Source organism: Nocardia wallacei, assembly GCF_029868745.1.
Lineage (GTDB): Bacteria > Actinomycetota > Actinomycetes > Mycobacteriales > Mycobacteriaceae > Nocardia > Nocardia wallacei_B.
Window position 1 is genome coordinate 14,093 of record NZ_JARWOP010000358.1, and the last position, 23,051, is coordinate 37,143.

Sequence of the window (23,051 nt, forward strand, 5' to 3'; positions counted from 1 at the left end):
AGGTAGGGGTTTCGGCATCGGTGCCGCGATCGGTATCCCGGCTAACGGAGCACCGCCGTCGGGCCGCCGGAAGCCTCCGGACCCGCATAGGAGGCCGGGACGAAGCGGGTGATGGCGGAGCGCGAGGTGATCTGGAGCTTCTGCAGGATCGCCGCCACCTGTGCGTCGACGGTCCGGCGCGAACGTCCGCGGCGCGCGGCGATTTCCGCGTTCGTCCAGCCGGCGGCCGCCAGGGCGGCGACCTCCTGTTCGGCGGCCGTGAGCGCGCGCCAGCGCGGCGAGGGATCCTCGCCGCGCCCGGTCGGGCCGGGCCGCTCGGCGAGGCTGAGAGTGCCCATCGCCAGCCGCTGCACCTCGCTCGACTCGGGACGCAGTTCCGCTCCGCGGGACACGGCCGCTCCGAAAGCCCTTGTACCGAGCACCTTTTCGGCCGCGCGCACCGCCTCGCGACTGAAATCGGCGAAGGGGCCCAGCTGCTCGATGTCGACGCCCAGCCGGTCGCGCAGGCGCCGGGTGCCGCCCGCCAGCAGCGCGATCTCGGTCGCCAGCGCGGCCGGTGTGCGCCGCTCCCCCGCCGGGCCCGGCGGCGGGTCGACTAGCAGTCGGGCCAGCGACCAGGTCCGGAATTCGACCGCCCACAACGCGCCCCACTGCTCGCGCGACGGCGTCAGGGCCTGCAGCACCGCGCGCTGCACGGCCAGCGCCTCGCCCGGTTTGCCCAGCCTGGTCAACGCGATGGACCAGGTCAGCTGCGCCCACGACCGGGTCCACGACATGCCCGCGGCGGTCGTCCGGTCCAGATAGCGCCGGGCCAGCTGCCGCGCCTGCTCCGGCGGGCCGAGCAGCGCCGCCGCGAGCGCGGCGAACTGTTCGCTGGGAATCGATCCGGAGACGTTCCCGGCCCGATCGAATGTGTCGCGGGCGCGTTCGAGGACGGTGACGGCCACCGGATCCCTGCGGGCCAGCATGAGTTCCACGCCCCACGCGAAATCGACGGCCGGGGGCAATCCCGCGTCCGTCCGGGGATCCTGCCGCCAGTCGCGCCCGAGGCCGGGCGCGCAGGCCCGGACGCACTCGTCGAGCATGGCCTCGGCGTCGCGAATCTCGCCCTGGCACAGCACGATCCAGATCAACAGCGCACGAGCGGTGATCCGCAGTTCGTCCGGCGCCGCGTTGCCGGTGACCGCGAGCGCGCGTTCGGTCCACGCCCGCATCTCGCGCAGCGAGCCCTGGACGAACGGCAGGCGCAGCGTCAGCAGCCCGACACAGATCTCCAGACCGTGGGCGCCGTCGCCCGCGGCGAGACTTCGTTCGAGCGCGGTCACGATGTCGTTCCACGAGCCGGATGCCCAGGCCATCAGGTCGCGTTCGGCCGGGCCGAAGCATCCGGCCGCCGCGGACAGCACCTTGTCGCGGTAGTAGTCGCGGTGCCGGGCGGCCGGTCGCGTCGACTCGTCCGTGCCGTCCGCGGTCCGCTCGCTCAGTCGCTGCCGGGCGAAGACCCGCAGATTCTCCGACAGCGAGTACCGCACCGCGGTGGTGCTGATGTGCCGGGTCACCAGTGACTGCTCCGCCAGGCGTTCGAGCAGCGGCTCGATCTCGTTGCGGGCGAGGGGTTTCCGCTCCTCCCGGGAGGCGTCGTCGGGATCCGCGCAGATGGCCTGGATCGCCTCCAGCTCGGCGCCGACCGCGGCGGGTCCGGCGGCCGCGGCGGGCGGGCCGGTGTCGTAGCCGCCGGCGAACACCGACAGCCGATCGAAGAGCAGCTTTTCCTGCTCCCCGCACAAGCCGTAGGACCAGCCGATGACCTCGCCGATGGTGCGGTGCCGCGGCTCGCCGCCTAGCGCCGGACCCGGCGGCCAGTCCAGTCGGCGGTCGGTCTCGGGGTCGTCCCCCAACTGCTGGAGGATCGTCGCGAGCGGCCGGCGGACCAGGCATCCGGCGGCCAGGCGCACGAACAGCGGGTGCCCGTCCATGTGGCGGCAGATCCGGGCGGCGACGGCCGCCTGGTCGGCCCCGACGACCGGGTGCCCGGTCATCTCGGCGCGGTGGCGAAACAGGGCCAGCGCCTGCTCCGGCGACAGCGGCGGCACCGTGAACCGGTACTCGTCCACCCAGCCGACGGCCTCGCGACTGGTCGCCACCACGCACAACGCCGGGACCGCCTCGAGCAGCCGCGCGATCACCGCGCCCGCGCTCGCCAGCACATGCTCGCAGTTGTCCACCACCAGGACCGGCCGGGCCGCCGCGCCCGACAGCGTGCTGACCGACGCCTCCCACGCGGAGCGGCCCGAATAGTCCGCCGACACAACGGATCTGGCGATCTCCTCCTCGACGACCGCCACCGGACCACCCGTGGGCAGCCGCGCCAGGCGGCACCAGTGCACGCCGATGCGCCGCGACTGTTCCAGCCGTCGGCACGCCTGGGCCGCCAGCCTGGTCTTGCCGATGCCGCCCGGTCCGATCAGTGTCACCAGGCGGGTGCCGCGCACGAGTAATGCGACGAGTGCGTCCAGTTCCCGCTCACGTCCGACGAAATCATCCGCCCGCTCAGCGCTCTCGGCCGTGCCGGAATACCCCGCTGACATGCCGACAACCCTAACGTCCGGGGTGCCGCCACGGCATGCTTCGCGATACGCGTCCCGCCGAATGTCCGTTTCGTACGTTTTCCGATGTGCCGACCGCCGCTACGCAACTCACCGATAGGCCGCGGAAGCGCGGGCGGTCTCCCAGCGCTCGACTCGCCGCAGCAGCACGGCCAGCAGGACGGCGGCCGCGCCGATGAGGACGGTACCGGCGAGGAAGACGAGTACGGCGCCGCCGAAGCGTCCCGCGTCGGCGGGTTCGGTGCCGACCAGCGACATCGCCAGGGACAGGATGGCCAGCAGCAACGAACCGACGACGAACGACAGCCACCAGAGCGTGACCATGGCCGTGGTCGCGTTGCCGCGCGGCCGCACCGGCGCGGCGGGCGTCTCCGGGTACACGGCGCGTTGCACGTCGTCGAGCACGATCGGCGGTAGCACGAGGTTCAGGAACGGGAGGAAACCGAGCACCGCCCACACCCGCGGCAGCCGGTGCCGCGCGGGCGAGAGCATGTCGGCATTACTCCGCGCCCGATACAACCACACGACGAACAGCACACCGGCGACCGCTTGCGCGAGCACCGTCACGGTAGTGATGCCGAGCCAGGACCGGGCGGCTTCCAGATCGGTCAGGTACTGCGCGCGTTCCAGCTCACCGTTCTCGAAATCCACGTGCAACAGGTAGTTGCGCACGTGGATACCCCACTCGACGAGACGGAAGACCAGGACCACCGTGACGGCGGCGAGGATCGCGTACGCCAGCCCGCGGAGCGACCGGAACGACGGCGGATTCCCGGCCTGCTGTCTCGCGATATTCGGCTCAGGGTCGATGCCGGAATGCTGTGGTTGCATCACCGCGACCACGGTATCGGCCGGGATGCCGCGTCGTATCGGCGAGATCGCCAGTCCTCGAACACATCACCCCGCCGGTACGGCGTCGGTGTGCGCCGCGGCGGCGCGGGCGCGGGCGTAGCCGATGACCTCCTCCGCGTAGGCCCGTGCCTCTGCCTCCGTGAAACACCGGCGCAAATCCTCGCATTCGGCGTCCAGTCGCGCGCCGGGACCCCGCTCGGCGAGCAGGACGACCGTCGCCTCCCGGTACCGGCTGCCCGCGACGGGCCGGGCCGACAACTCGTCGAGATAGCTCTCCGGCTCCAGCAGCCGCAGTGCCCGGCGCGCGTAGGCGTGGACCCGACGCGGCAGTTCGGCGCGGACGGCCTCGATATCGGCTTGCAGCACATGCTGACCCGGTTGGTCCGCGTCCAGTCGCAGCGACCACATCGTGGTCAGCTCCGCCGGCACCGTCTCCGCGCCGAGCAGGCCGGGACCGCTCGCCTCCGCGAGCGGGACGGACGGCAACCCGAGCCGTGCGTTGCGCCAAGCGCAGAACTCCCACCACGCGATCGGCGTCGCGCTCGACTCCAGCCCGAACGCGATCACCTGCCGCCCGCCGGTCCACGTCCGCGAGACCCGGGTACGGCCCACCGTCGCGACTCCGCCGGGCTCGACCCGCACCCACCTCGGCTCGGCGCCTTCGAACCCATACGGCTGCAGCAACTTCCCCATCTCACGCAGCAAGCGGCGTACCGCCGTATCGGATCTCACCATGACCGCAGCCTAACCACGACCACCGACAACCCGGCGGCTGTCCGGTCCCGCACCGTGTCGGATCGTGTCGCCGCGGGTTCCCGTGGGTACGCTCGCGCGGAACCCGCGAAAGGAGCGTGCATGGGCGTCGTCAGCACCGCCGACCGTTCGGCACAGATCGCGTTTCCGCTGCCGCCGTGCCCGGACGAGAGCCGGGCCTTCCACGAACAGTGGCCGGTACGGCTGGGCGACACCGATGGCGACGAGCGGCTGCGGCTCGATGCGGTGGCTCGGTATCTCCAGGACATCGGATACGACCATCTGCAGGTGGTCGAGGAGGGTGACCTGCATCCGGGCTGGATCGTGCGCCGCACCGTGATCGACGTGCTGCGGCCGATCGAGTTCGGCGACCACGTGCACCTGCGCCGGTGGCCGTCGGCGTTGTCGAATCGCTGGTGCAACATGCGGATTCAAGTGCGCAGCGAGAACGGCGGGCTGATCGAGGCCGAGATGTTCCTCATTCACGTGGACATCGAGGGCGCGCGTCCGGCCCGGATGAGCGACCGCTTCATGGCGCCGATGCTCGCGGCGACCACCGAGCACCGGTTGCGGTGGCGCGCCGCGCTGCGCGAAGGGACCGGCGTCGACGCCGAGGTGTGGCCGTTTCCGTTGCGCGTCACCGATGTCGACCGCTACGGGCACGTCAACAATGCCGTGCACTGGGAAGCGGTCGAGGAGGCGCTGGCGCGGTTCCCCGGCATCGGCGCGGTGGCGCACCGGGTGATCGTCGAGCACGCCGGCGCCGTGATGGCCGGTGACGATGTCTCGATTCGCGCCTGGCGCGATGACTCGGCACTGCATGTGCAACTCGAAGTCGACGGCAGCGCACGGACATTGGCGCGCGTCGAACCCCTGGATCAGGGCAGCAGGGCGTAGACCCGCACGACGAAGCCGGTTTCCGGCGCGCCGGACGGGTGGGCGATGTAGAAACCGCGGCGCGACAACGACTGCCGCTCACGCGGAATGGGCGTCCGCGACCCGGAGACGATGTTCGACAGGACGGGCTGGTCGTAATTCGCCCGGACATCCGCCAGCACACTGAATCTGATCGCCGCGGTGTCGGGTTCGGTCCGCCACACCAGTTCTCGCGCCCCGTCGGGCACCTCGGCGAGCGAGAAGTTCACGCTCGATCGGCCCTTCTGCCCGGAGCGGGGCTGGCTATCCGACCGAACCTCGGCGACCACGACCTCAGCCATCCCTAAGTCTCCTCATGTATTGCCGACCGATCAGCGTCCCGACTCTACCAATGCGGGCGTCGCGGGACCGGCTTCCGCGCGCCGTGGCGCGAGACGGCAACCGCGAGTTCAGGCTTGCGGCCGGATCCGTTCACTGGCCGCCAGCACCGCCAGTTCGGCGCGGGAGGAGACGCCGAACTTGGTGTACAGGCGCGTGAGGTGCGCTTCGACCGTCTTCTCGCTGACGTAGAGCTCCTGGGAGATCTGCCGGTTCGTCCGGCCGAGGACCACCCGGTCGACGATCTCGGATTGCCGATCGGTGAGCCCGCCCAGGCGTGTCGCCGCCCCGCCGGACCGGACCGGGTCGTGCTCCCCCAGCCGCCGCAACCCCGAGCGCGCCTGTTCGGCGAGCCGTCCGGCCCCGCACAGTTCGGCCGCCGCCAGCGCGCTGTCGAATTCCCTTCGCGCCGAAGCGAAATCGTCGAGATCGGCGAGGACATGGCCGAACAGCACGCGCGAGCGAGCCGCGTCCACGGGCGTCCGCGCCGCCTCATAGGCCAGCACCGCCTGCTCCGCGCTGGCCGCGGCCGCCCGGGTCTCCTCGCGCACCGACTGCACGCGCGCACGGCAGTACCGGGCATCGCCGAGGCGCATGTGCATGGCGGGCATGGCCGCGACGATCTCCTCGACGTGCCGGGTGGTCCGCTCGGCGGCCTCCACCCGGCCCAGCGCCAATTCGGCATCGACGAGGAACCGGTAGAAGTAGGGCATGGTGGTCGGGAAGATCGCGTCGAGCAACTCCCCGCCCGCGACCCTGATCAATTCCTGCCGCCCCTGCCGGTGGCGGCCCGCCTCGATGAGCGCGCAACCGTAGACCAGCGGGGCGTGCCAGGCGAACAGCGCGCTCGGCGCCCGCGCGTTGACCCGCATGGCGAGCGCGCCGGAGGCCAGCGCATCGGTGGTGCGGCCCAGCAGCATCAGCAGCCAGCACCGGGTGGCTTCGGTGAGCGCGACGATCGGTGAATTGTCCAGCAGCAGGGCGGTTTCCACGGCGGTCGCCGCCGCCGACAGTCCGCTCTCGAGCCGTCCCTGCATCAACAGCGCCAGCGCCTGCAGATGCTGGAGTTCGACCAGGTGCCGTCCGTGCCCGGTGTCGCGGCACAGCCGGATGCCCCGTTCCGAGTGCGCCACAGCGTTTTTCCAGCGTTCGAGCGATACCTCGGTGTAGACGACATCGGTGAGCCCGTCGAGCAGCGCGGGCGCGACCTCGGCGTCGGTCAGCCCGTCCAGCGCCGAGGTCGCCTCGTCCAGGTAGGACAGGCCGTCCACCAGCGACTGCCCGCAGTGCATCGTGCTCATGTACGCGCTCGCCGCCGTCGCCACCAGGTACAGGCGCCGGTCGCCGCGTACCCCCGCGCTGCGCTGCACCGCCATGGTGACCGCGGCGGCCCCCTGCCAATCGCGCATCATCAGATGGTTCTTGGCCAGTTCGAGGCGCAGTCCGGCGGCCTCGAGACTGCCGGGCGCGGTGAGCGACAAGGCGGCGGTGAGCAGTCGTCGTCCCTCGGCGGCGTTGCCGAGTCCCTGCTCGGTCAGGGCGATGCGGGCCATGACGGCCACCCGGTCGGTGCGTTCGCCGATCGGGAGCAGCGCCAGCGCCTCGCGTAGCACGGTGCTGCATTCGCCGAGGTGACCGGTCACGCTCAGCGCGTCGGCGAGCGCCGTCGACAGCGACAGCCGCCGATGCGCCGCCGCGTCGTCGGGCAGCAGGCGCAGGGCCGCGCGGAACCACCGTGCCGCCGCGGCCGGGGCGCGCGGCGCGGCGGACACTCCCGCTTCGGTCAGCAGGTCGATCGCCTGCTCGTCACCGACCTCGGCGCAGTACTCGACATGATGCGCGCGCACCGACAGCGCCGCACCCCGGCGAGCCAGCGCCGCCGCGGCCCGGCGATGCGCGCGCCGCCGCCAGCCGTATCCGGCGCGCTGATAGACGGCCAGCCGCACGATGGGGTGGCGGAAGCCGAGACGGCCGGGCGCCCGCGTCTCCTGAACCAGTCCCGAGTGGACCAATTCATCTACCGCACTGCGTGATTCGGCGTCCGGCAGCTCGGCGACCGCGACGGCGAGCTCCATATCGAACACGCCGCCGGTGACGGCGGCGGCCCGCAGCAGCAGCCGCGCGGGCGGCGTCAGCGCCCGCACCTCCTGCTCCAACGCCGCGGCGATGGCGGGCGGCACCCCCGACTCGTCGGGGGTGAGCAGACCGGGTGCGGCGGACGTACCGGACCGGAGCCGAGCGCGGGCGAGTTCCTGGAGGTAGAAGGGATTGCCGCCGCATTCGGCATGCAGTTCGGCCAGTTCCGTGCGGGTCAGGCGGGATTCCGGGAGCAGTTCGGCAGCCTCCGCCACGGTCAGCGGTCCGAGTTCGAGCGGGGTGAGCGTCCCGTCGTACACGGCGGGCGCGAGCACCGAGGCGTACGCGTCCGGCAGTTGCCGGGCCCGATGGGCGAGCGCCAGAGCCAATCGCGGCACCCGGTGCCGCAGCAGGTAGGCGATGAACTCCACCGAGGCGTGGTCGGCCCAGTGCACATCGTCCAGCACGAGTAGGACCGGACGCCGGGACGTCAACTGCCGCAATGCGATACGGAGCGCGCGATGGCAGCGGTGCCGCTCGATCTGCAACGGCGTCGCCAGCGGGGAGGCCCATCGGGCCAGTGCCGGCAGCAGGCGCGCCAGCTCCGCCAGCGCGTCCGTGCCGAGGGTGGACAGTTCGTCGGGGCGTAACGCGCCCAGGGGTTGGTCGAGCGCGTCGATCACGACCCCGAAGGGGATCTCGCGCTCCAATTCGGTACCGCGCCCGCCGATCACCCGGAAGCCGAGGGTTTCGGCGCGCAGCACCGCCTCCCGTAGTAGCCGGGTCTTGCCGATGCCGGGTTCGCCGACCACCGAGATCGCCGCGAACGCCCCGGTCCGCACGGTCGTCAAACCCGACTCCAGCACGCGCAGTGGCGCTACGCGCCCTACCAGTGGCCGGATACCTCGTCCCGGTGATGCCACCGACACGTCACCTCCAGGTGATCGCGAGCCCGGCAGTCGAATCTTCCGGGCGTTGCTGCGTGGATACTAGCCAGCCGCGGAGCCGTTGTCGCAGCGAGTTGTTCGCGGCGCCGGGACGGGGCGAGATGTAGGGATATCCCTACTGTCGCCCGCGCGGCGGACGTCCGATTCTGAGTGCGCGCCGCCCCCGCTCGCTGTCGCGGTACGGGAGCCGAGCGCAGAGAGATTGGACAGAACGGACCCGTGAACTCACCCGCGTCAGCTCCCAGAATGTCGGTTCCGGTGGTGGCGGTGCCGCCGCACGAGGTCACCCACGACGCCTTGGTCGCCGCCGTCCGTCAGCGGTACGAGGGGGTATTCCCCGCGGACAGCGCCCGGGCGGCGGCAGTACGGCGCGCGCTGGGGATGGCCGAGCGGCTCGCGATCGAAACCCATCCGCTGCACCTGCCGATCGATGAGATCGTCGCCGACCGCGGCCTCGCCGCGCGCAACCGGGCGGCGTGGGAGGCGTTGCATGCCTATGCGATTCCGGCCGCGCGCGCCGCACTGCGGTCGGTGGGACGGACCGGCGCCGACGTGGACGTGGTGATCCTGGAGACATCCACCCTGATCGCGATGCCGTCGCCGGTGAGCGCGGTGGCCCAGGCGCTGCGATTGCGCCCGGACTGCGCGGCGATGCCGGTGTTCGGCATGGGCTGCCGGGGCGGTGCACACGCCGTCACGATGGCGGCCACGTGGTTGCGCGCCCACCCCGGCGATACGGTCCTGATCGTCACCGCCGATTTCGCGGCGCCGCATTTCCACCTCGAAACCGGTGTGGACGAGGCCGGTTTGGTGGGCAGCATCGTGTCCAGCACGCTGTTCTCCGACGCCGCCGCGGCGGCCGTCGTGTCCCGTTCGCTCGCGACGGGCTTCGAAATAGCCGACGTCACGCGGTACGAGGTACCCGGCACGGCGGATGCGATCGCCTGGACCGCCACCGACGAGGGGCTGCGCTTCCGCCTTACGACCGATGCGGTGCGTTCGATCCCCGCGCTCGGGCCGGCGCTGCGCGGCCTGCTCGAGCGGCAGGGCTGGGACGCAACGGATCTCGGGATCTGTGCGCTGCACTCGGGCGGGAACTCCATCATCCGCGATGCCGCGGCGGCGCTCGGCCTGAGCGCGCACCAGGTCGCGCCCGCGTGGCTGTCGCTGCGCCGCGGCAATCTCATGTCCTCGGCGGTGCTCGACGCGCTGGCCCTGATCGCCGCCCGGCCCGAGCTGCGCCCCGCGTGGGGTGCGCCGGTGCTCGGCGCGGGGTTCGGTCCGGGCTTCGGCATGGACGCCTTCGTCGGACGCGCGCTGCTGCCCGGTGCGGCGAGCGCGGCGGAACACCCGGACGCACACCGTAACGAGGCCGTGGTCGGCTGACCGCGCGGCCGGATCGGAACAGAAAGGACAGCGATGCCGTCGTCGCCCGAACCGGGGTCACCCGGCCGGATCATTACCATCGAGGAGCACATGCTCCCGGACTTCCTCGCCGAGTATCTGAGCGGGGCGCGCGCCAATCTGGATGCCGCGTACTGGACGCGGGCGGAGGCGAAACTACGCGATGTCGGCGCGGAACGGCTGGCCGACATGGATTCCCACGGCGTGACGATGCAGGTGCTCTCCCCCACCGCGCCCGGGATCCAGATCGAGCCCGACGCCGCCAAGGCCACCCTGCTCGCCGCGCGCACCAACGACCTGATCGCCGCGGCGGTGGCCGCCGCGCCCGATCGCTTCGCCGGATTCGCCACCGTGGCGCTCCAGGATCCCGCGGCGGCGGTGCGCGAGATACGCCGGGCCGTGCTCGAACTCGGCATGGTCGGCGTGCTGGTCAACGGTCACACCTGCGGGTCCTACCTGGACGATCCGCGGTATGAGGATGTCCTGGCGACCGTGGCCGAACTGGGCGTTCCGCTGTATCTGCACCCGGCGAACTCGCCCGGCGGCGCCGCGTGGTCGGAAGGGCATCCGCAGTTGCGCGGGCCGCTGTTCGGGTGGGGTGTGGAGACCGCGGCGCATTTCCTGCGGCTGCTGTTCGCCGGCGTCTTCGATCGCACGCCGACCGACGGATTGACCGTGATCCTCGGGCACGCGGGCGAGGGCCTGCTCGCCGCGCCGTCCCGATTGGATTCGCGGTGGCGGGTGGCGAATGCCGAGCGGCACGGATATCGCCTGCGGCACTTGCCCTCACACTATCTGCGCGGCAACCTGTTCGTGACGACCTCCGGAGTGACCGATCCGCTGGCGTTCTGGGCGGCGGTCGAGGCGGTCGGGCCGAGCCGGGTCGGGTTCGCGCAGGACTATCCGATGGAGGAGATGGGCCCGCAGTCGGCCGCTCTGCGGAACCGGTGGCGGGTCGAGAGCCTCGGCGTCGCCGCCGACGACGAGTTGGTCGAGGCCGTCGCGTGGCGCAATGTCAGCCGATTGCTCGGCCTGTCGCTGGACGCGAACGGTCAACGCCCGCAACCGGTCCCGCACTGAAAGCGGCACGGTGACCGGCAGCACGCACGACACGGCGGCGTCCCCGGCGCGCGGCCATTCCGGCGCACCCCCGTGGGCGCCGCTCGCGATCGCCATGGCCGCCGCCGGTTTCAGCCTCCGGCCGCCTATCACCGCCATGGGCGCGGCACTCGGATTCGTCCCGGAGAGTGCGGAATTCGATCCCACGATCCTCGGCTGGGTCGTCACCGTGCCACTATGGTGCTACGCGGTAGGCGGCGCACTGACCCCCCGATTGGCGGCCCGCTGGGGCGCGGCGCGCACCGCCACCGCCGCCCTCGCCGTCATGACCGCCGGACAAGCGGTCCGAGTCACGGGCGGCGCGGCAACACTGCTGGCAGGCACCACCGTCACGGCACTGGCCACCGCGGTCCTCGCGACCCTCCTCCCCGTCCTCGCGGCACGCTCCGGCAACCGAATGTCCAGGCTCACCGCAATCTACGCCCCCGCCATCGGAATAGGCAGCGCCGCAGGCGCTTTCGCCACCGCCCCACTGAGCGCCGCATCCTCATGGCGCTGGGGCCTCGCCCTCTGGGCCCCACTGTGCGCGCTCGCTCTGGCCTTCTGGCTGTGTGCGCGATGGCAGCCGGACGATGCAGGTGCTGACGCCTACGCGCGGACACCGGCCGTGGTCGACACCTCGGCGGGCGCGGGTGCGCGGGGCGGTGGCGGTGTACTTGTGCTGTGGGGGCCGGGGGGCAGGCTGGCGTGGGCGATGGCGCTCTTGTTCGGGGCTTGGGCCGTGGGAGCGTTCGCGGTGATGAGTTGGCTGCCTTCGATCTATCGCGACGCCGGTGTGGAGGGGACTTGGGCGGGGGTGTTGCTCGGGCTCGCGGCCGCTGCGGGCATTCCGGTCGCCGTGGTCCTGCCCGGCTGGGTGCGGCGGGTCCGGGGTGGGCCGGGGCGGGACATGCCGATTCTCGTCGTCACCGCGCTTCCGGCCGCGGGCCTGCTCGGGCTGTGGTGGGCGCCCACCGTCGCGCCCTGGCTGTGGGCGATCGGGTTGGGCGGCCTCTCGCTGATACTGACGCTGATACCGCTCAGCGCACCCGGACCGCGACCCGCCACCGCGCTGTCCGCGGTCACGCACGGCGTGGGGTACGCGGTGGCGGGTGGCGGCGTCGCCCTGCTGAGCATGCTGCGCGTGCACCTGGACGACTGGGCGCCGATCCTCTGGATATTGCTGGCGGCGTGCGTGATTCAGGCCGTCGCCGGGGCGACCGCGCTCAGGAGCGGGCCGCCCGGGATCCGATGAAGGACCGCCGGACCCGGGTCAGCGCGTGGCGATGATCGCCGAGCCGTGCCCGAACAGGCCCTGGTTCACCGCGATTCCGGCGAGCGGGTCGTCCACCTGACGGCCCTCGGCCTGACCCCGCAACTGCCACGTCAGCTCGCAGACCTGGGCGATCGCCTGTGCGGGGATCGCCTCACCGAAGCAGGCCAGCCCGCCGCTCGGATTCACCGGCACGCGGCCACCCAATGTCGTTGCGCCGCTGCGCAACAGCGCCTCGGCGCCGCCGGTCTCGCAGAGCCCGATGTCCTCGTACCAGTCCAGTTCGAGCGCGGTGGACAGATCGTAGACCTCCGCGAAGGACAGGTCGGCGGGACCGAGACCGGCCTCCTCGTAGGCGGCGTGCGCGATGGCGGAGCGGAACGTGCGCGACGGCGCCTCGACGGCCACCGCGGAGTCGGTCGCGAAATCCGGCAGATCGAGCACCGTCTTCGGGAAGGTCGGTGTGACCGTCGACAGCGCCCGGATACGAACGGGATCGGCGGTGCCGTGCCGGCGCGCGTACTCCATCGACGTCAGCACCAGGGCCGCACCGCCGTCACTGGTCGCGCAGATGTCCAGCAGCCGCAACGGATCCGAGACCACCGCCGACGCGGCGACCTCCGCGGCCGACACCTCCTTGCGATAGCGGGCATACGGGTTGTTCAGCCCGTGCCTGGCGTTCTTCACCTTGACCGCGGCGAAATCGTCCAGCGTGGCCCCGTGCAGCGCCATCCGGCGGCGGGCGTACAGCGCGAAATAGATCGGATTGGTCGCGCCGAGCAGATGGAATCGCAGCCAGTCCGGATCATCGCGGCGTTCCCCGCCGACCGGCTGGAAGAAGCCCTTCGGCGCGGCGTCCGCGCCGATCACCAGCGCCACATCGGTCAGCCCGGCCAGAATCTGGGCGCGCGCGTTGGCAATGGCCTGGGCGCCGGAGGCGCAGGCGGCGTAACTGCTCGAGATCCGCGCACCGGACCAGCCCAGCGCCTGAGCGAACGTCGCGCCCGAGACGAAACCCGGATAGCCGTTGCGGATCGTGTCCGCGCCGGCGATATAGCCGACGTCGCGATGGTCCACCCCCGCGTCGGCCAGCGCCGCACGCGCCGCGACCAGTCCGTATTCGACGAAATTGCGGCCCCATTTGCCCCACTGGTGCATGCCCGCACCGAGGACGGCGATATCGCGCTCGTTCGTGTCAGGCATCGACCGGCCTCCACATCCACACCGTGTGCTCCGCGTCCTCGTCCTCGTACAGCACGCCGACGGTCAGTTCGACCGGCATGCCGACGGCCAGGTCGTCCACGGTGAGACCGCGCACGACCTGCCCGAGGATCACCATCTGCTCGACCTCGAGTTCCACCGCCGCGACGATGTACGGCTCGAACGGATCGGGCGAGATGTACGGCGGGGGTGGTTTGTAGCGTGCGTCCGCGTAGGACCAGATCCGGCCGCGCGTGGAAAACAGGTACTCCTCCAGCTCGGAGCCGTCTTTCGGGGCCGTGCACTGCGGGTTGCGGCAGGCCAGCGTGTTCCGCGGGAAGTACGGCGTGCCGCAGGCGGTACAGCGGCTTCCCTGCAGGCGCACCGTGCCGTCGTCCGCAGTGAACCAGTCGGCCACGGCGGGGCGTTGTTCTTTCTGCACACGCCCGACGTTATAGGAACACGTTCTACTTTGGGTAGGGCCGCCCCGAGATCGGCCTCAGCGGCAGACCCACACCGCGTCGGCGAGGTTGTCGGTCTCGGACGGCAACGTGCCGCGATCGTTGTCCGCGGTGGCGGCGAGCAACTGCCACTCCTGGCCGGTCCAGTTGTAGATCCCGACGAATCCGCCCGTGCGATTCCAGTACGAGGTCAGCCGGTCGCCGACACCGCCGTTGCCGATGTCGTACAGCGCGCAGTCCGACTCCACCTGCACGATCATGGGACCGGTTCCGTTCGGGCCGTCCCAGCCGCAGAACGTCCCGCCCGGGCACGCGTACCCGGGATACGCCGAGGCGGTGGCGGCGGGCAGAGCACCTCCGCCAGTTCGCAACGGGCCTCGACGGCGAATCCCGCCGCCCCGACGTCGTCACAGACGGCCGCCGCCTCGGCCAACTGCGTCCGCGCCGCCTTCGAATCACCCAGTGCCGCAGAGCATTTCCCCAGCCACAGCACGGCCGGTCCATGGTAATGGGCGGTTCCGCCGCTGGCCGACACGTGCTCACCGCGGCGCTCGGCGAGCCGATCGGCGAAATAGCGCACATCCTCGATCGCCCCGACCCGGGTCGCGATCATGGCGCCCGTCGCGAGCACGATGGTGGCGAAATACGGTGGGACGTCCCACTGCGCGGGCGACCCGAGGGCGCGGTACACGGCCGCCGCTTCGTCCCGGCGCCCCGATTCGGCCAGCGGCATCGCGGTGCCCAGCCCGGAGAACAGCCGGTTACGCACCTCGCCGCGGGTGTGAGCGGGCGGCAGCACCAGAGTCTCCGGAAAATGCCCGACGTGGTGGCCCACCATGGTCAGCAGCGACCGGTAGGCGCCGAATCCGGCGGGCATCGACAGTCCCTCGGCGATCTCCCGCGCCAGCCCGGCCAGCCGCAACGACTCGTGGAATTCTCCGACCGCCTGGGCGCGAGCGGCCTCGGCGACCAGCAGGTGCCACTTCGGGACCGGTCCGCCGGTGCGCTCGACACACCAGCGTAGCCGCGACAGCTCCGCGGCCACCGCGCCGAGCCGGCCGTGCTCGAACAGGCTGTCGATGGCCCAGAGCCGGCCCCACATCTCGGTGGCCGGGCTGTGCGTCCGCGCTCCGGTCGCGATCATGGTGGCCGCCAGTTCGGCGCGCGTCTCTCGGTGTTCCGGTGCGGTGCAGGCCAATTGGCGGGCTCGCAGCGCGGCGACCACGATGTGCGGCTCGGCGGCCCGCTCGGCCAGTGCCAGCGCCCGCGCGCTGCTCTGCTCGATGCCGTCGAGGCGGCCCAGGTACAGCGCGGCCTCCGTCGAGCGGGCCAGCAGTCGCGCCCGCAGCCCGTCGGACAGGCCCGATGCGGCCAGCGCCTCGGCACACTCTTCGTGAATGTCACGGTCCCACACCAGATCTCCGACCGGTTCGAGCACCAGCGCGCTCTCGGCCAGCAGCCCGGCGTTTCCCGACCGCCGCGCGAGAGCGGCAGCGGCGAGACAGTCGGCCCGCGCCGCCGTGCGGTCGCCCGCGCGCAGCAGCGCGTCCGCGCGGGCCAGCCGGAGCCGGCCGCACTCGGCCGGGCCCAGGTCGGCGGCATTGTCCAGGGCCAGGCCGTAGAGCCGTACGGCCTCCTCGAACGCCGACTCGCGCAGCGCGGTCTCCGCGGCCCGTCGCGCCCACCGCACCGCCGGCTCGCGCTGCCCGACCACCGCCGCCTGCGCGTAATGGCGGGCCAGGGCGGCGGCATGCGCCGCCGGCGCCTCGGGATACAGTTCCTCGATCGCGTGGGCGGCCTTGGTGTGCAACAGGACTCGCTGCCGCAGCGGCATTCCGTCTTGGAGCGCCGCCCGCACCAGGGAGTGCCCGAACCGCACGGCGCCCGCCGCGGCGGCGAGTTCGAGCAGCCCCGCGCCCACGGCCTCGTCGACGGCGGCCAGGCAGTCCGAGGCGGGGCGATCCACCAGCCGGGCGGCCACCGCGATCGCGAATTCGCCGCCCAGTATCGACGCCGCGCGCAGCAGTTCGCGCGCGCGGGGCGACAGCATCGCCATCCGGCCGTCGACCACCGCGCGCAGCGTGGCGGGCACCACCAGCTCCGCGGTGACCGCGGTGCCCAGCGAGCGCCCCAATTCCCGCAGATAGAACGGATTTCCGGAGGTCATCGCGTGTGCCTGAGCGGCGAGCGAGTCGGGGATCGGGCGGTCGGCCGCGCCGCGCAGGCACGCCGCCGAGTCCCGGGGCGACAGCCCGGTCAGGGTGAGCAGGCGGGCATTCGGCTCGCTCAGCAGTTTCGGTTCGATCGACCGCCAGCCGGGCGCGGCATCAATCGGCGTGTCACGGGCGGTGGCGCACACCATGATCGGGCGATCGCGCAGGTGTCGCACCACGTGCAGCAGCGCCAGCAGCGAGGGTTCGTCGGCCCAGTGGATGTCGTCGACGACGAGCAGCACGCCGGCCCCGGACGGGTCGAGCCGATCGGCGAAACGGTCGAACAGCGCCACCCGGCCCGAGATCTGGTCGCCGGTGTCGAGGTCGTCGATGTCGACGAGTTGCCGCCACAGCCAGAACGGCGGCACATCCGGCAGCTCGGAGGCCCGCGCCCACAGCGAGCGCACACCCCGCACGCGCGCCCGCTCGGCGAGTTCCGCTGCCAGCCTGGTCTTTCCGATGCCCGCTTCGCCCGCGCACACGACCAGCTGCGCCGACCCGCCGAGCGCCGGTTCCAACCGGCCCAGCAGGTCGGCGAGTTCGCGTTCGCGCCCGATCAACGCCGCCGGCACCGGTCACCTCCGTCTCGCCGACGCTAGACGCTACCCGCGTCGGTGCTCGATGACGACCTCCGCGTCGAAAGCGGTGACGGTCTCCCCCGGGCCGGGCCGGATGCCGGTCCGGGCGAATGCCGGGAACAGCCGCTCGGCCGCGAAACGATCTGCGGCCGCGGCGGATTCCCACAGGTCGACCACGTGCAGCGCGCCGTCGCTCTCGCCGACGATGCTGAGCAGGTTCCCGGCGATCGGCTCGGGACCGAGCGCCTGGTGCACGGTCCGGTACTCCCGCAGTCCGACGCCGGGACTGCGGGTGATGTGGATGTAGGGCATGAGCGGTTCCTGTCTCCTCGTGCCGGCGGGTGATCGGCTCAGCGTAGGAGCGGGCGGGCGCGGGCCGCGTCCGCCGGATTACTCATGCCCGGTACTCATCCGCGGCGCGGCTCCTTCCAGCATCGGGTGCGGGTGCCCTCGAAGGCCTGCTCGGTGAGCCGGTGCAGCGTGGGACCGCGCGGGTCGTCGTGCTCGAGCCAGCGCAGGAAGGCGAACTCGGCGGCGGCCATCATCGTGTGGACGAGCAGGCCGGGCCGGAAGTCGTCGGCCGACCGCGCACCCATCCGGTCGGCGAGGAGGTCGACCAGCCGCGCCCGGTCGTCGGGTCCGATCAGGGCGACGCGGTCGAGCAGGTGCGGTGCGGCCCGAATCGCGGTGCGCCAGTTGCCGAGTGCCTCCTCGTCGGCGCGGAAGGCTCGGCTCCACCGCAGGCTCGCCCGGCAGAGCGCGTCTTCGGCCGATTCGTCGGCGGGCCGCGCCCGCAGGTTGTCGACAATCGCCGCGCCCGCCCTGCGTAGCGTCCCGAGCAGCAGATCCTCCTTGGTGGCGACGTAGCGGAAGTAGGTGCTGTGCCCGATGCCCGCGGCCGCCGCGATCTCCTCGGTCGTGACGGCGTCGAAACCGCGCTCAGCGAACAACCGCAGCGCGGCTCGCTGGATCTCCTGCCGGACCAGCGCCTTCTGCCGGTCGCGCAGCGACTCAGCCACCCGCGGGCCCCAGGTCCGGATGTGCGCGCCCGGCGACGACGGGCAGGTCCACGGCGGATTTGATGCCGGGCGCGGCCGCGCAGACGTACGGCACGGAATTGACGCAGTGGTTCGCGGTCGCCACGATGCCGGGATTGCGTTTCAGCCCTTCCGCGATGCTCGCCGGTTGCCAGCCCCGGATGACCACGAAGGTGTCGGGATCGCCCTTGATCTCGATCTCGTAGCGCTCCCCCTCGGGCCCGAATTCCCAGGCCGGTGCCAGATGCTCCTCTCCCATCAGCCAATTGACCGCGATCCGGACCACCGGCCGATCGCCCACGACGGCATCCCACTGGAAGCGCTGCCCGGCGACCTGTCCCGGCTCGATGATCCCCATCGGCGACTCGATGGGCGCCGTCGCGACCGCGATCTCGTGCGTCGTGCGCAGCGTGGCCTCGGCGAAACCCAGTGTGTCCACACACATTCGCGCCGACTGGGCGAACCCGCCGGTCAGCAGGCCGAGCATCGGAGACTCGCGCGCCTGCTCGGGGGTGCCGCCGAAGCCCATCACCCAGCGCAGCACGTCGGGCGCGTCGTAGGTCCGCATATCGGAGAATTCCTCGGTGCGCACGAAGGTGACCGCCGACGTCATCGCCGAGAGCACCAGCGGATGCACATCGGTTGTCCCGCCGGGGTTTATGCCGATGCCGTGCAGGGTCACGCCGCCGTCGAGGCAGGCGCGCGCCAGGGCGGCATCGCGTTCGCCCGGATAGAACCAGCCGACCGGCGTGACCACATTCTTGCCCGACCGCAGAATGCGTTCCACCTCACCGGAATTCGGGATCAGCGGCGCGTACACCACCGCGTCCGCGGACAGCGCCAGGATCTCCTCGACGTCGTCGGTCGCGATCACACCCAGCTTCTCGGACCCGAGGAGGTCGCCGACATCCTTGCCGCGCTTGGCTTCCGAATGCACGTAGCACCCCACCAACTCCAGCTCGGGATGCGAGCGCACGGCCTGAATCGCCGCCTTGCCGACCCCACCGGTGGCCCACTGGACAACCCGCAACATGGGCCCTCCTCGAAGATAGGAACTCTATAAATGAGAGGCACTCTCTCATGGGACGAGTCTCGCAAAACCGCCGGGGTTCGGCAACGGCCGATCAGGGTCGTTCCGGTACGAGTGGTGCAGCCCGCAGTGCGTGGTCCGCAACCCGAGTTGCGCGTAGTGCACTACGCGGGCGTGCAGATATAGCAGGCGGCTACCGTTCGAAATCCCCCATCGCCCACGCGAACGGATCCGACCATGGACGCCCTGGACTCCTTCACCCATCTCGGCCTGTACCTGATCGACAAGGACACCGGCGGACCGATCGTCCGGCATCCCGTCTTCGCCGAGGTCGTGGTCCACTACGACCCCGGCTGCGAGCAGGACGGGGAACGCGACGGCGACGACGACGCGGCCGACTGCGAACGGTCGGTGAAGTGGGCAGCGCCGCTGGGCGTGCTCTGGACCGATCACGTCGGCTACGTCTCCTACGATCTGACCCGCATGCCCGCGCCGGTGAGCCACCGGCTCGACGCCGAGGTCGCGGTGCGGCGGTTCGGGCAGGCGGTCCGCCGCGCGGCCGAGGACGGCGAGGACGGTGACGGCGGCTCGCCGGAGCGCATCACCATCCGGGCACTGCCCTACGGCGCGACCTCCTGGATCGATGTGCTGGTGCAGGCCCGCTTCACCGACGGCGCGGTGGTCGGACGCCTCGTCGTGCCGCGACCGGACGTGCACCCGCCGCACTACGAGGCCGGCATGGCCTCGATGCAGAATCCCAGTCTCACCGACTGGCAGCTGTCACCGTCGTCCTTCGCCACCAACCCCACGCAGCTGGTCGGCGAGGACGGGTGTGAAAACCTCTATCCCGCAACGCTTTCCCTGCACGAGTTCGTCACCCGGCAGGTGGTCCGGCTCAGCGACAGCCCGCCCGGACCGCCCATCCCGGCGCCGTACCGGCCCGCCTACATCGATGAGTACAAGGTCACCTGGAGCGCGCTGGGGCACTCGCTCGGCGAGATCCTCTACAGCCTGCCGCTGGCGCCGGGCGAGTCGGTGAAGCTGGCGGTGCTCGACTGGTCCTGGGACAGCCTCGTACGGCGCGACGAGAACACCAAGCTCACCGAGGAGATCTTGCATCGGACCCACCGTGATCGCACCATCACCGAAACCGTGCAGGCCGGACTCCGCGAACTGCAGCACGGCTCCACCTTCATGGGCGGCGTCGCGTCTTCGGCGGGCGGCAGCGGCAGCGGCAATGTCGGCGTGGTCGGCCTCGGGGCGGCGGTCGGCAACGCCTGGAGCATGGGCGGGTCCACCGCGACCAGCGACGGCAGCCGCGATCTCACCGCAGAGAACGTACAGGTGCTCAGCGACAGCTTCACCCAGGCCAGTTCCGCTGCGCGCGAACTCAATTCGACCGTCGTCATCCAGGCACGCCAAGAGGAGAAGGAAGCCATCCAGACCCGCACCTTCTCCAACTACAACCACGCCCACACGCTGACCATCCTGTACTACGAGGTGCTGCGGCACTATCGGGTCACGGTGCGGTTCCTCCGCCGCCGTCCCGCGGTGCTGGTGCAGTACCCGCCGCCGCTCAACACGTTCGACCTGGCCGAGCTGCTGCGCCACCGGGCGGTACTGGAGCCGGTCCTGCTCGATCCGGCCCTCGCGCCCGGCTTCGCGGCCCTGGCCGAACAGGATCGAGTGGCCAAGAATCAAGCGCTGCACAACATTCCGGCCGGCGCGCTGGACAAGCCGATCCCGCAGTTCTGGGAGGGCGATCTCCGCTTCGCGCTGTTCGAGTTCGGCATCAAGACCGCCGAGGGCCTGCGCGACAAGACCGACGAGCTGGTCATGATCAATCTGATTGTGGTGGACGGCAATTCGACCATCTCCCGGCCGCTGCTGGTCGAGTGGGAGAAGGGCGGAGAGACCGAGAACGCCGATGTCGGTGAGCGTTTCAACGATACGGCGATGGGCTGGTTCATCGCCAAGCCCAAGGCGCCGGTCGGGCCGGTACCCTGGCATGACCTGGTGGGTTTCGAATTCGTCCTGCACGATGACGACGAGTGGCGCATGGACCGCCTGGCCATCCGCGGCTTCCACGCCGGCGGCGCGGTGGCCCTGCTCGACGACACCGACGTCGACTATTATTTCCCGCTCAACGGCGCGTCCAACACCGTCACCTTCATCCGCAAGCCCGGCCCGCGCCCGGCCGACCTCCCGCCGACCTGGTCGCCTGCGAAATCCCTTGCCCCCGAGGAGTATCAGTCCGCACAGCGCCTGATCGACCACGTCAACAGCAACAAGGCCTACTACAACCGGGCGATCATGCTCGCCACCCGGACCGCCGACATCAGCGTCGCCTTCGAGACGCTGCCCTGGGCCGACGGCAAGGTGCTGGCCGATGTCGCGACGCCGAACCCGCTCGAGGTGTTCGGCAACCACGTCGCCTATCCGCTCACGGGCGCCGGTGTGGCAGTGAGCGATCCGCCGCCGGAGGCGCAGACCGAGCGGCTGATCACCATGCCCACCCGCGGTGTATTCGCCGAGGGCAAGCTGGGCCATTGCAATGTCGCCGAAGAGATCGACAACACCCGGTTCTGGAAGTGGGAGGAGCATCCCATCCCGATCCAGGCGCCGGAGATCGCGCCCACCACGCCCACCACCCCGAACCCGACACCGACCAACCCGACGCCGACGGCGTTCCCGCAATCGCTGGTCAACGTCGTATCCCCCAGTTCCGCACCCGATCCCGCGGGCCTGGCCGCGGCGCTGCAACTGCTCGGCACGCCGAACATCTTCCGCGATATGTCCGGCCGCGCCGAGGTCGCCGATCTGCTGAAGAAGCTGTCGGACAACACCATCTCGATCGCCGAGGCCGCCAACCGGGCCCGCGAGATCCAGGCGAAGTACGGCGGGTCGGCGAGCGCGGGCGGCGGGACGGGCACCGCCACACCGTCCACCGGACTGGGTGCGGGCCGCACCTCGCCCAGCGATCGTTCCTCCACCACCAACCAGGATCTGCAGGATCTGCAGCACGTGCTCGGTAACGCGCAGGCCAAGAACCTGATCTCGCCGGAGGACGCGAAGTCCGCCTACACCAAGGTCTTGCAGGGCGCCTACGATCCCGAGTTCGTCCAGGTCGGCACGCAGCGGCCGGGCGGAACGACGGTCGCGGTCACCCCGGCCACCGATACCCAGCTCGCCCAGGCCGCCGCCGTGGAGTTCTTCAACGCCACCGACGTCGACAACTACTTCCTCGATGTCACCGGCAAGACCTTCGCGGGCTGGTTCAGCGCCACGCTGGCCGGGCGCGGCAGCTGGGGGCCACTGTCGATGTCGATGGACACCGACACCCTGATCCGGTTCGCAGAGACCTGGAACGCCTTCCCGCCCATCCTGGGCACCGATCGCGGCGCGGGCCTGCCCGGCATCTCGCTGCCCGAATTCGCCACCCTGATGGCCAAATTCCTGCACGAGACCGGCGGGCGGCTGCAATTCCGCGGCGCGGAGGGCGTCGGTGGTTACGGCCATCCGGGTCTGTCGTACGCGTTCGACTCGTTCGTCATCCAGCGGCCCGGTGAGAACGCGTTCACCAAGGGTTCCTACAACACGCTGAGCGGCAACCACACCGCCTTCACCTGCTTCCACGACCCGATCTACCTGGCCGCGTTCGGCACGTTACAGCCGACCGCGCAGGCCGTGCGCGACCGCAACGAATGGAAGGGCACCACCTGGCCCGCGGGCGTGTCGACGGACCCCGACGGCGCCGCGACCGCGTTCCTCCAGGAGGCCGACTTCTACAAGTTCCGCGGGCGCGGCGCGATCCAATCCACCGGCCGCGTGGCCTATCTGCCGATCGTGCAGTTCGTGCGGGCCTACACCGGCGACGACACCCACATCACCACCGTCAAGCAGCGGTGGCAGAACCTCGCGACCACCCTCGCCGTCCAGGGCGTCACCCTCGCCACCGACGACGATTTCGCCACCGCGTCCACCAACGCCGACTGGAACGAGCTGTTCCAGTCCGTAACCATCCAGGCGGTCGCCATCCGCGGGCACAACAACATCGCGGGCAAGCACTACCTGCCGATGTCGAGCAGCCCGGCCGTGCTGCGCGGAACCGCCCGCGGCTCGGCCTATTTCGTCGCCGTCGCCATCGCAGGCAACAACCCGTCCTACGGCAACGATGTGCGCAATCGCATGCTCGAGTTCATCGGCACCCTGTGGCGCACCCCGATGCCGCCGCTGGGCGGCGGGGGCACGATCGACCTGTAGCTGCCC

General features: G+C 71.1%; 17 protein-coding genes. 5 read left to right on the plus strand and 12 right to left on the minus strand.

The window, feature by feature from the left end; translation table 11 throughout:
* Positions 1-41: 41 nt before the first annotated feature.
* The 3 genes from QH470_RS33255 to QH470_RS33265 form a co-directional block, all read right to left on the minus strand.
* Entirely contained in the window at positions 42-2,588 is a 2,547-nt protein-coding gene (locus QH470_RS33255; RefSeq protein WP_280276346.1) for an ATP-binding protein, read from the minus strand.
* A 108-nt stretch (positions 2,589-2,696) separates the two neighbouring features.
* Positions 2,697-3,437: a DUF4328 domain-containing protein gene (locus QH470_RS33260; protein WP_280276408.1), complete on the minus strand. Its 741-nt coding sequence runs from the start codon at positions 3,435-3,437 to the stop codon at positions 2,697-2,699.
* Between the two features lie 66 nt (positions 3,438-3,503).
* Positions 3,504-4,193, minus strand: coding sequence for a hypothetical protein (locus QH470_RS33265; protein ID WP_280276347.1), 690 nt, complete (start codon positions 4,191-4,193; stop codon positions 3,504-3,506).
* Between the two features lie 120 nt (positions 4,194-4,313).
* Here QH470_RS33265 and QH470_RS33270 point away from each other — a divergent pair, with 120 nt between their 5' ends.
* Positions 4,314-5,108, plus strand: coding sequence for an acyl-[acyl-carrier-protein] thioesterase (locus tag QH470_RS33270; RefSeq protein ID WP_280276348.1), 795 nt, complete (start codon positions 4,314-4,316; stop codon positions 5,106-5,108).
* Here the strand turns inward: QH470_RS33270 and QH470_RS33275 are convergent.
* Together QH470_RS33275 and QH470_RS33280 are read right to left on the minus strand one after the other, a co-directional pair.
* Positions 5,090-5,428 (minus strand): hypothetical protein, encoded by a 339-nt coding sequence (locus QH470_RS33275; protein ID WP_280276349.1) that lies wholly within the window; start codon positions 5,426-5,428, stop codon positions 5,090-5,092. The two genes, QH470_RS33270 and QH470_RS33275, sit on opposite strands and share 19 nt — an antisense overlap.
* A gap of 108 nt (positions 5,429-5,536) precedes the next feature.
* Complete coding sequence (locus tag QH470_RS33280; protein ID WP_342228479.1) at positions 5,537-8,470, minus strand: helix-turn-helix transcriptional regulator; 2,934 nt, start codon at positions 8,468-8,470, stop codon at positions 5,537-5,539.
* A 264-nt stretch (positions 8,471-8,734) separates the two neighbouring features.
* On the opposite strand from QH470_RS33280, the gene QH470_RS33285 reads away from it, so the two are divergent.
* From QH470_RS33285 to QH470_RS33295, 3 genes are read left to right on the plus strand one after another with little or no spacing between them, the layout of a single operon-like run.
* On the plus strand, positions 8,735-9,874 hold the full coding sequence (locus QH470_RS33285) for a hypothetical protein (RefSeq protein ID WP_280276351.1): 1,140 nt from the start codon (positions 8,735-8,737) through the stop codon (positions 9,872-9,874).
* A gap of 33 nt (positions 9,875-9,907) precedes the next feature.
* Entirely contained in the window at positions 9,908-10,972 is a 1,065-nt protein-coding gene (locus QH470_RS33290) for an amidohydrolase family protein (protein WP_280276352.1), read from the plus strand.
* Between the two features lie 10 nt (positions 10,973-10,982).
* A complete protein-coding gene (locus QH470_RS33295; RefSeq protein WP_280276353.1) occupies positions 10,983-12,245 on the plus strand; it encodes an MFS transporter in 1,263 nt (420 codons plus the stop codon).
* 18 nt (positions 12,246-12,263) lie between these two features.
* Here QH470_RS33295 and QH470_RS33300 read toward each other — a convergent pair whose 3' ends face one another.
* From QH470_RS33300 to QH470_RS33330, 7 genes are all read right to left on the minus strand, one after another.
* Positions 12,264-13,466: a lipid-transfer protein gene (locus QH470_RS33300; protein WP_280276354.1), complete on the minus strand. Its 1,203-nt coding sequence runs from the start codon at positions 13,464-13,466 to the stop codon at positions 12,264-12,266.
* Positions 13,459-13,905, minus strand: a complete 447-nt coding sequence (locus QH470_RS33305) for a Zn-ribbon domain-containing OB-fold protein (protein WP_425302828.1) — start codon at positions 13,903-13,905, stop codon at positions 13,459-13,461. Before QH470_RS33305 ends, QH470_RS33300 begins: the two co-directional genes overlap by 8 nt.
* A gap of 57 nt (positions 13,906-13,962) precedes the next feature.
* Positions 13,963-14,184, minus strand: a complete 222-nt coding sequence (locus QH470_RS33310) for a hypothetical protein (RefSeq protein ID WP_280276355.1) — start codon at positions 14,182-14,184, stop codon at positions 13,963-13,965.
* On the minus strand, positions 14,181-16,709 hold the full coding sequence (locus tag QH470_RS33315) for an ATP-binding protein (RefSeq protein WP_280276356.1): 2,529 nt from the start codon (positions 16,707-16,709) through the stop codon (positions 14,181-14,183). The genes QH470_RS33310 and QH470_RS33315 overlap by 4 nt, the downstream gene beginning before the upstream one ends.
* Before the next feature lie 30 nt (positions 16,710-16,739).
* On the minus strand, positions 16,740-17,027 hold the full coding sequence (locus tag QH470_RS33320) for a hypothetical protein (RefSeq protein WP_280276357.1): 288 nt from the start codon (positions 17,025-17,027) through the stop codon (positions 16,740-16,742).
* 95 nt (positions 17,028-17,122) lie between these two features.
* The gene (locus QH470_RS33325; RefSeq protein ID WP_280276358.1) at positions 17,123-17,734 is read right to left on the minus strand and encodes a TetR family transcriptional regulator; all 612 of its coding nucleotides are present in this window, start codon (positions 17,732-17,734) and stop codon (positions 17,123-17,125) included.
* Complete coding sequence (locus QH470_RS33330; protein WP_280276359.1) at positions 17,727-18,785, minus strand: NAD(P)H-dependent amine dehydrogenase family protein; 1,059 nt, start codon at positions 18,783-18,785, stop codon at positions 17,727-17,729. Before QH470_RS33330 ends, QH470_RS33325 begins: the two co-directional genes overlap by 8 nt.
* 234 nt (positions 18,786-19,019) lie before the next feature.
* Here QH470_RS33330 and QH470_RS33335 point away from each other — a divergent pair, with 234 nt between their 5' ends.
* The gene (locus QH470_RS33335) at positions 19,020-23,045 is read left to right on the plus strand and encodes a hypothetical protein (RefSeq protein WP_280276360.1); all 4,026 of its coding nucleotides are present in this window, start codon (positions 19,020-19,022) and stop codon (positions 23,043-23,045) included.
* Positions 23,046-23,051 lie beyond the last annotated feature (6 nt).

Excerpts from the sequence above, each read along its gene's own strand:
- QH470_RS33255 (WP_280276346.1), bottom strand. The coding sequence starts at position 2,588 with ATGTCAGCGGGGTATTCCGGCACGGCCGAGAGCGCTGAGCGGGCGGAT.
- QH470_RS33260 (WP_280276408.1), bottom strand. The coding sequence starts at position 3,437 with ATGCAACCACAGCATTCCGGCATCGACCCTGAGCCGAATATCGCGAGA.
- QH470_RS33265 (WP_280276347.1), bottom strand. The coding sequence starts at position 4,193 with ATGGTGAGATCCGATACGGCGGTACGCCGCTTGCTGCGTGAGATGGGG.
- QH470_RS33270 (WP_280276348.1), top strand. The coding sequence starts at position 4,314 with ATGGGCGTCGTCAGCACCGCCGACCGTTCGGCACAGATCGCGTTTCCG.
- QH470_RS33275 (WP_280276349.1), bottom strand. The coding sequence starts at position 5,428 with ATGGCTGAGGTCGTGGTCGCCGAGGTTCGGTCGGATAGCCAGCCCCGC.
- QH470_RS33285 (WP_280276351.1), top strand. The coding sequence starts at position 8,735 with ATGTCGGTTCCGGTGGTGGCGGTGCCGCCGCACGAGGTCACCCACGAC.
- QH470_RS33290 (WP_280276352.1), top strand. The coding sequence starts at position 9,908 with ATGCCGTCGTCGCCCGAACCGGGGTCACCCGGCCGGATCATTACCATC.
- QH470_RS33300 (WP_280276354.1), bottom strand. The coding sequence starts at position 13,466 with ATGCCTGACACGAACGAGCGCGATATCGCCGTCCTCGGTGCGGGCATG.
- QH470_RS33310 (WP_280276355.1), bottom strand. The coding sequence starts at position 14,184 with ATGATCGTGCAGGTGGAGTCGGACTGCGCGCTGTACGACATCGGCAAC.
- QH470_RS33320 (WP_280276357.1), bottom strand. The coding sequence starts at position 17,027 with ATGCCCTACATCCACATCACCCGCAGTCCCGGCGTCGGACTGCGGGAG.
- QH470_RS33330 (WP_280276359.1), bottom strand. The coding sequence starts at position 18,785 with ATGTTGCGGGTTGTCCAGTGGGCCACCGGTGGGGTCGGCAAGGCGGCG.
- QH470_RS33335 (WP_280276360.1), top strand. The coding sequence starts at position 19,020 with ATGGACGCCCTGGACTCCTTCACCCATCTCGGCCTGTACCTGATCGAC.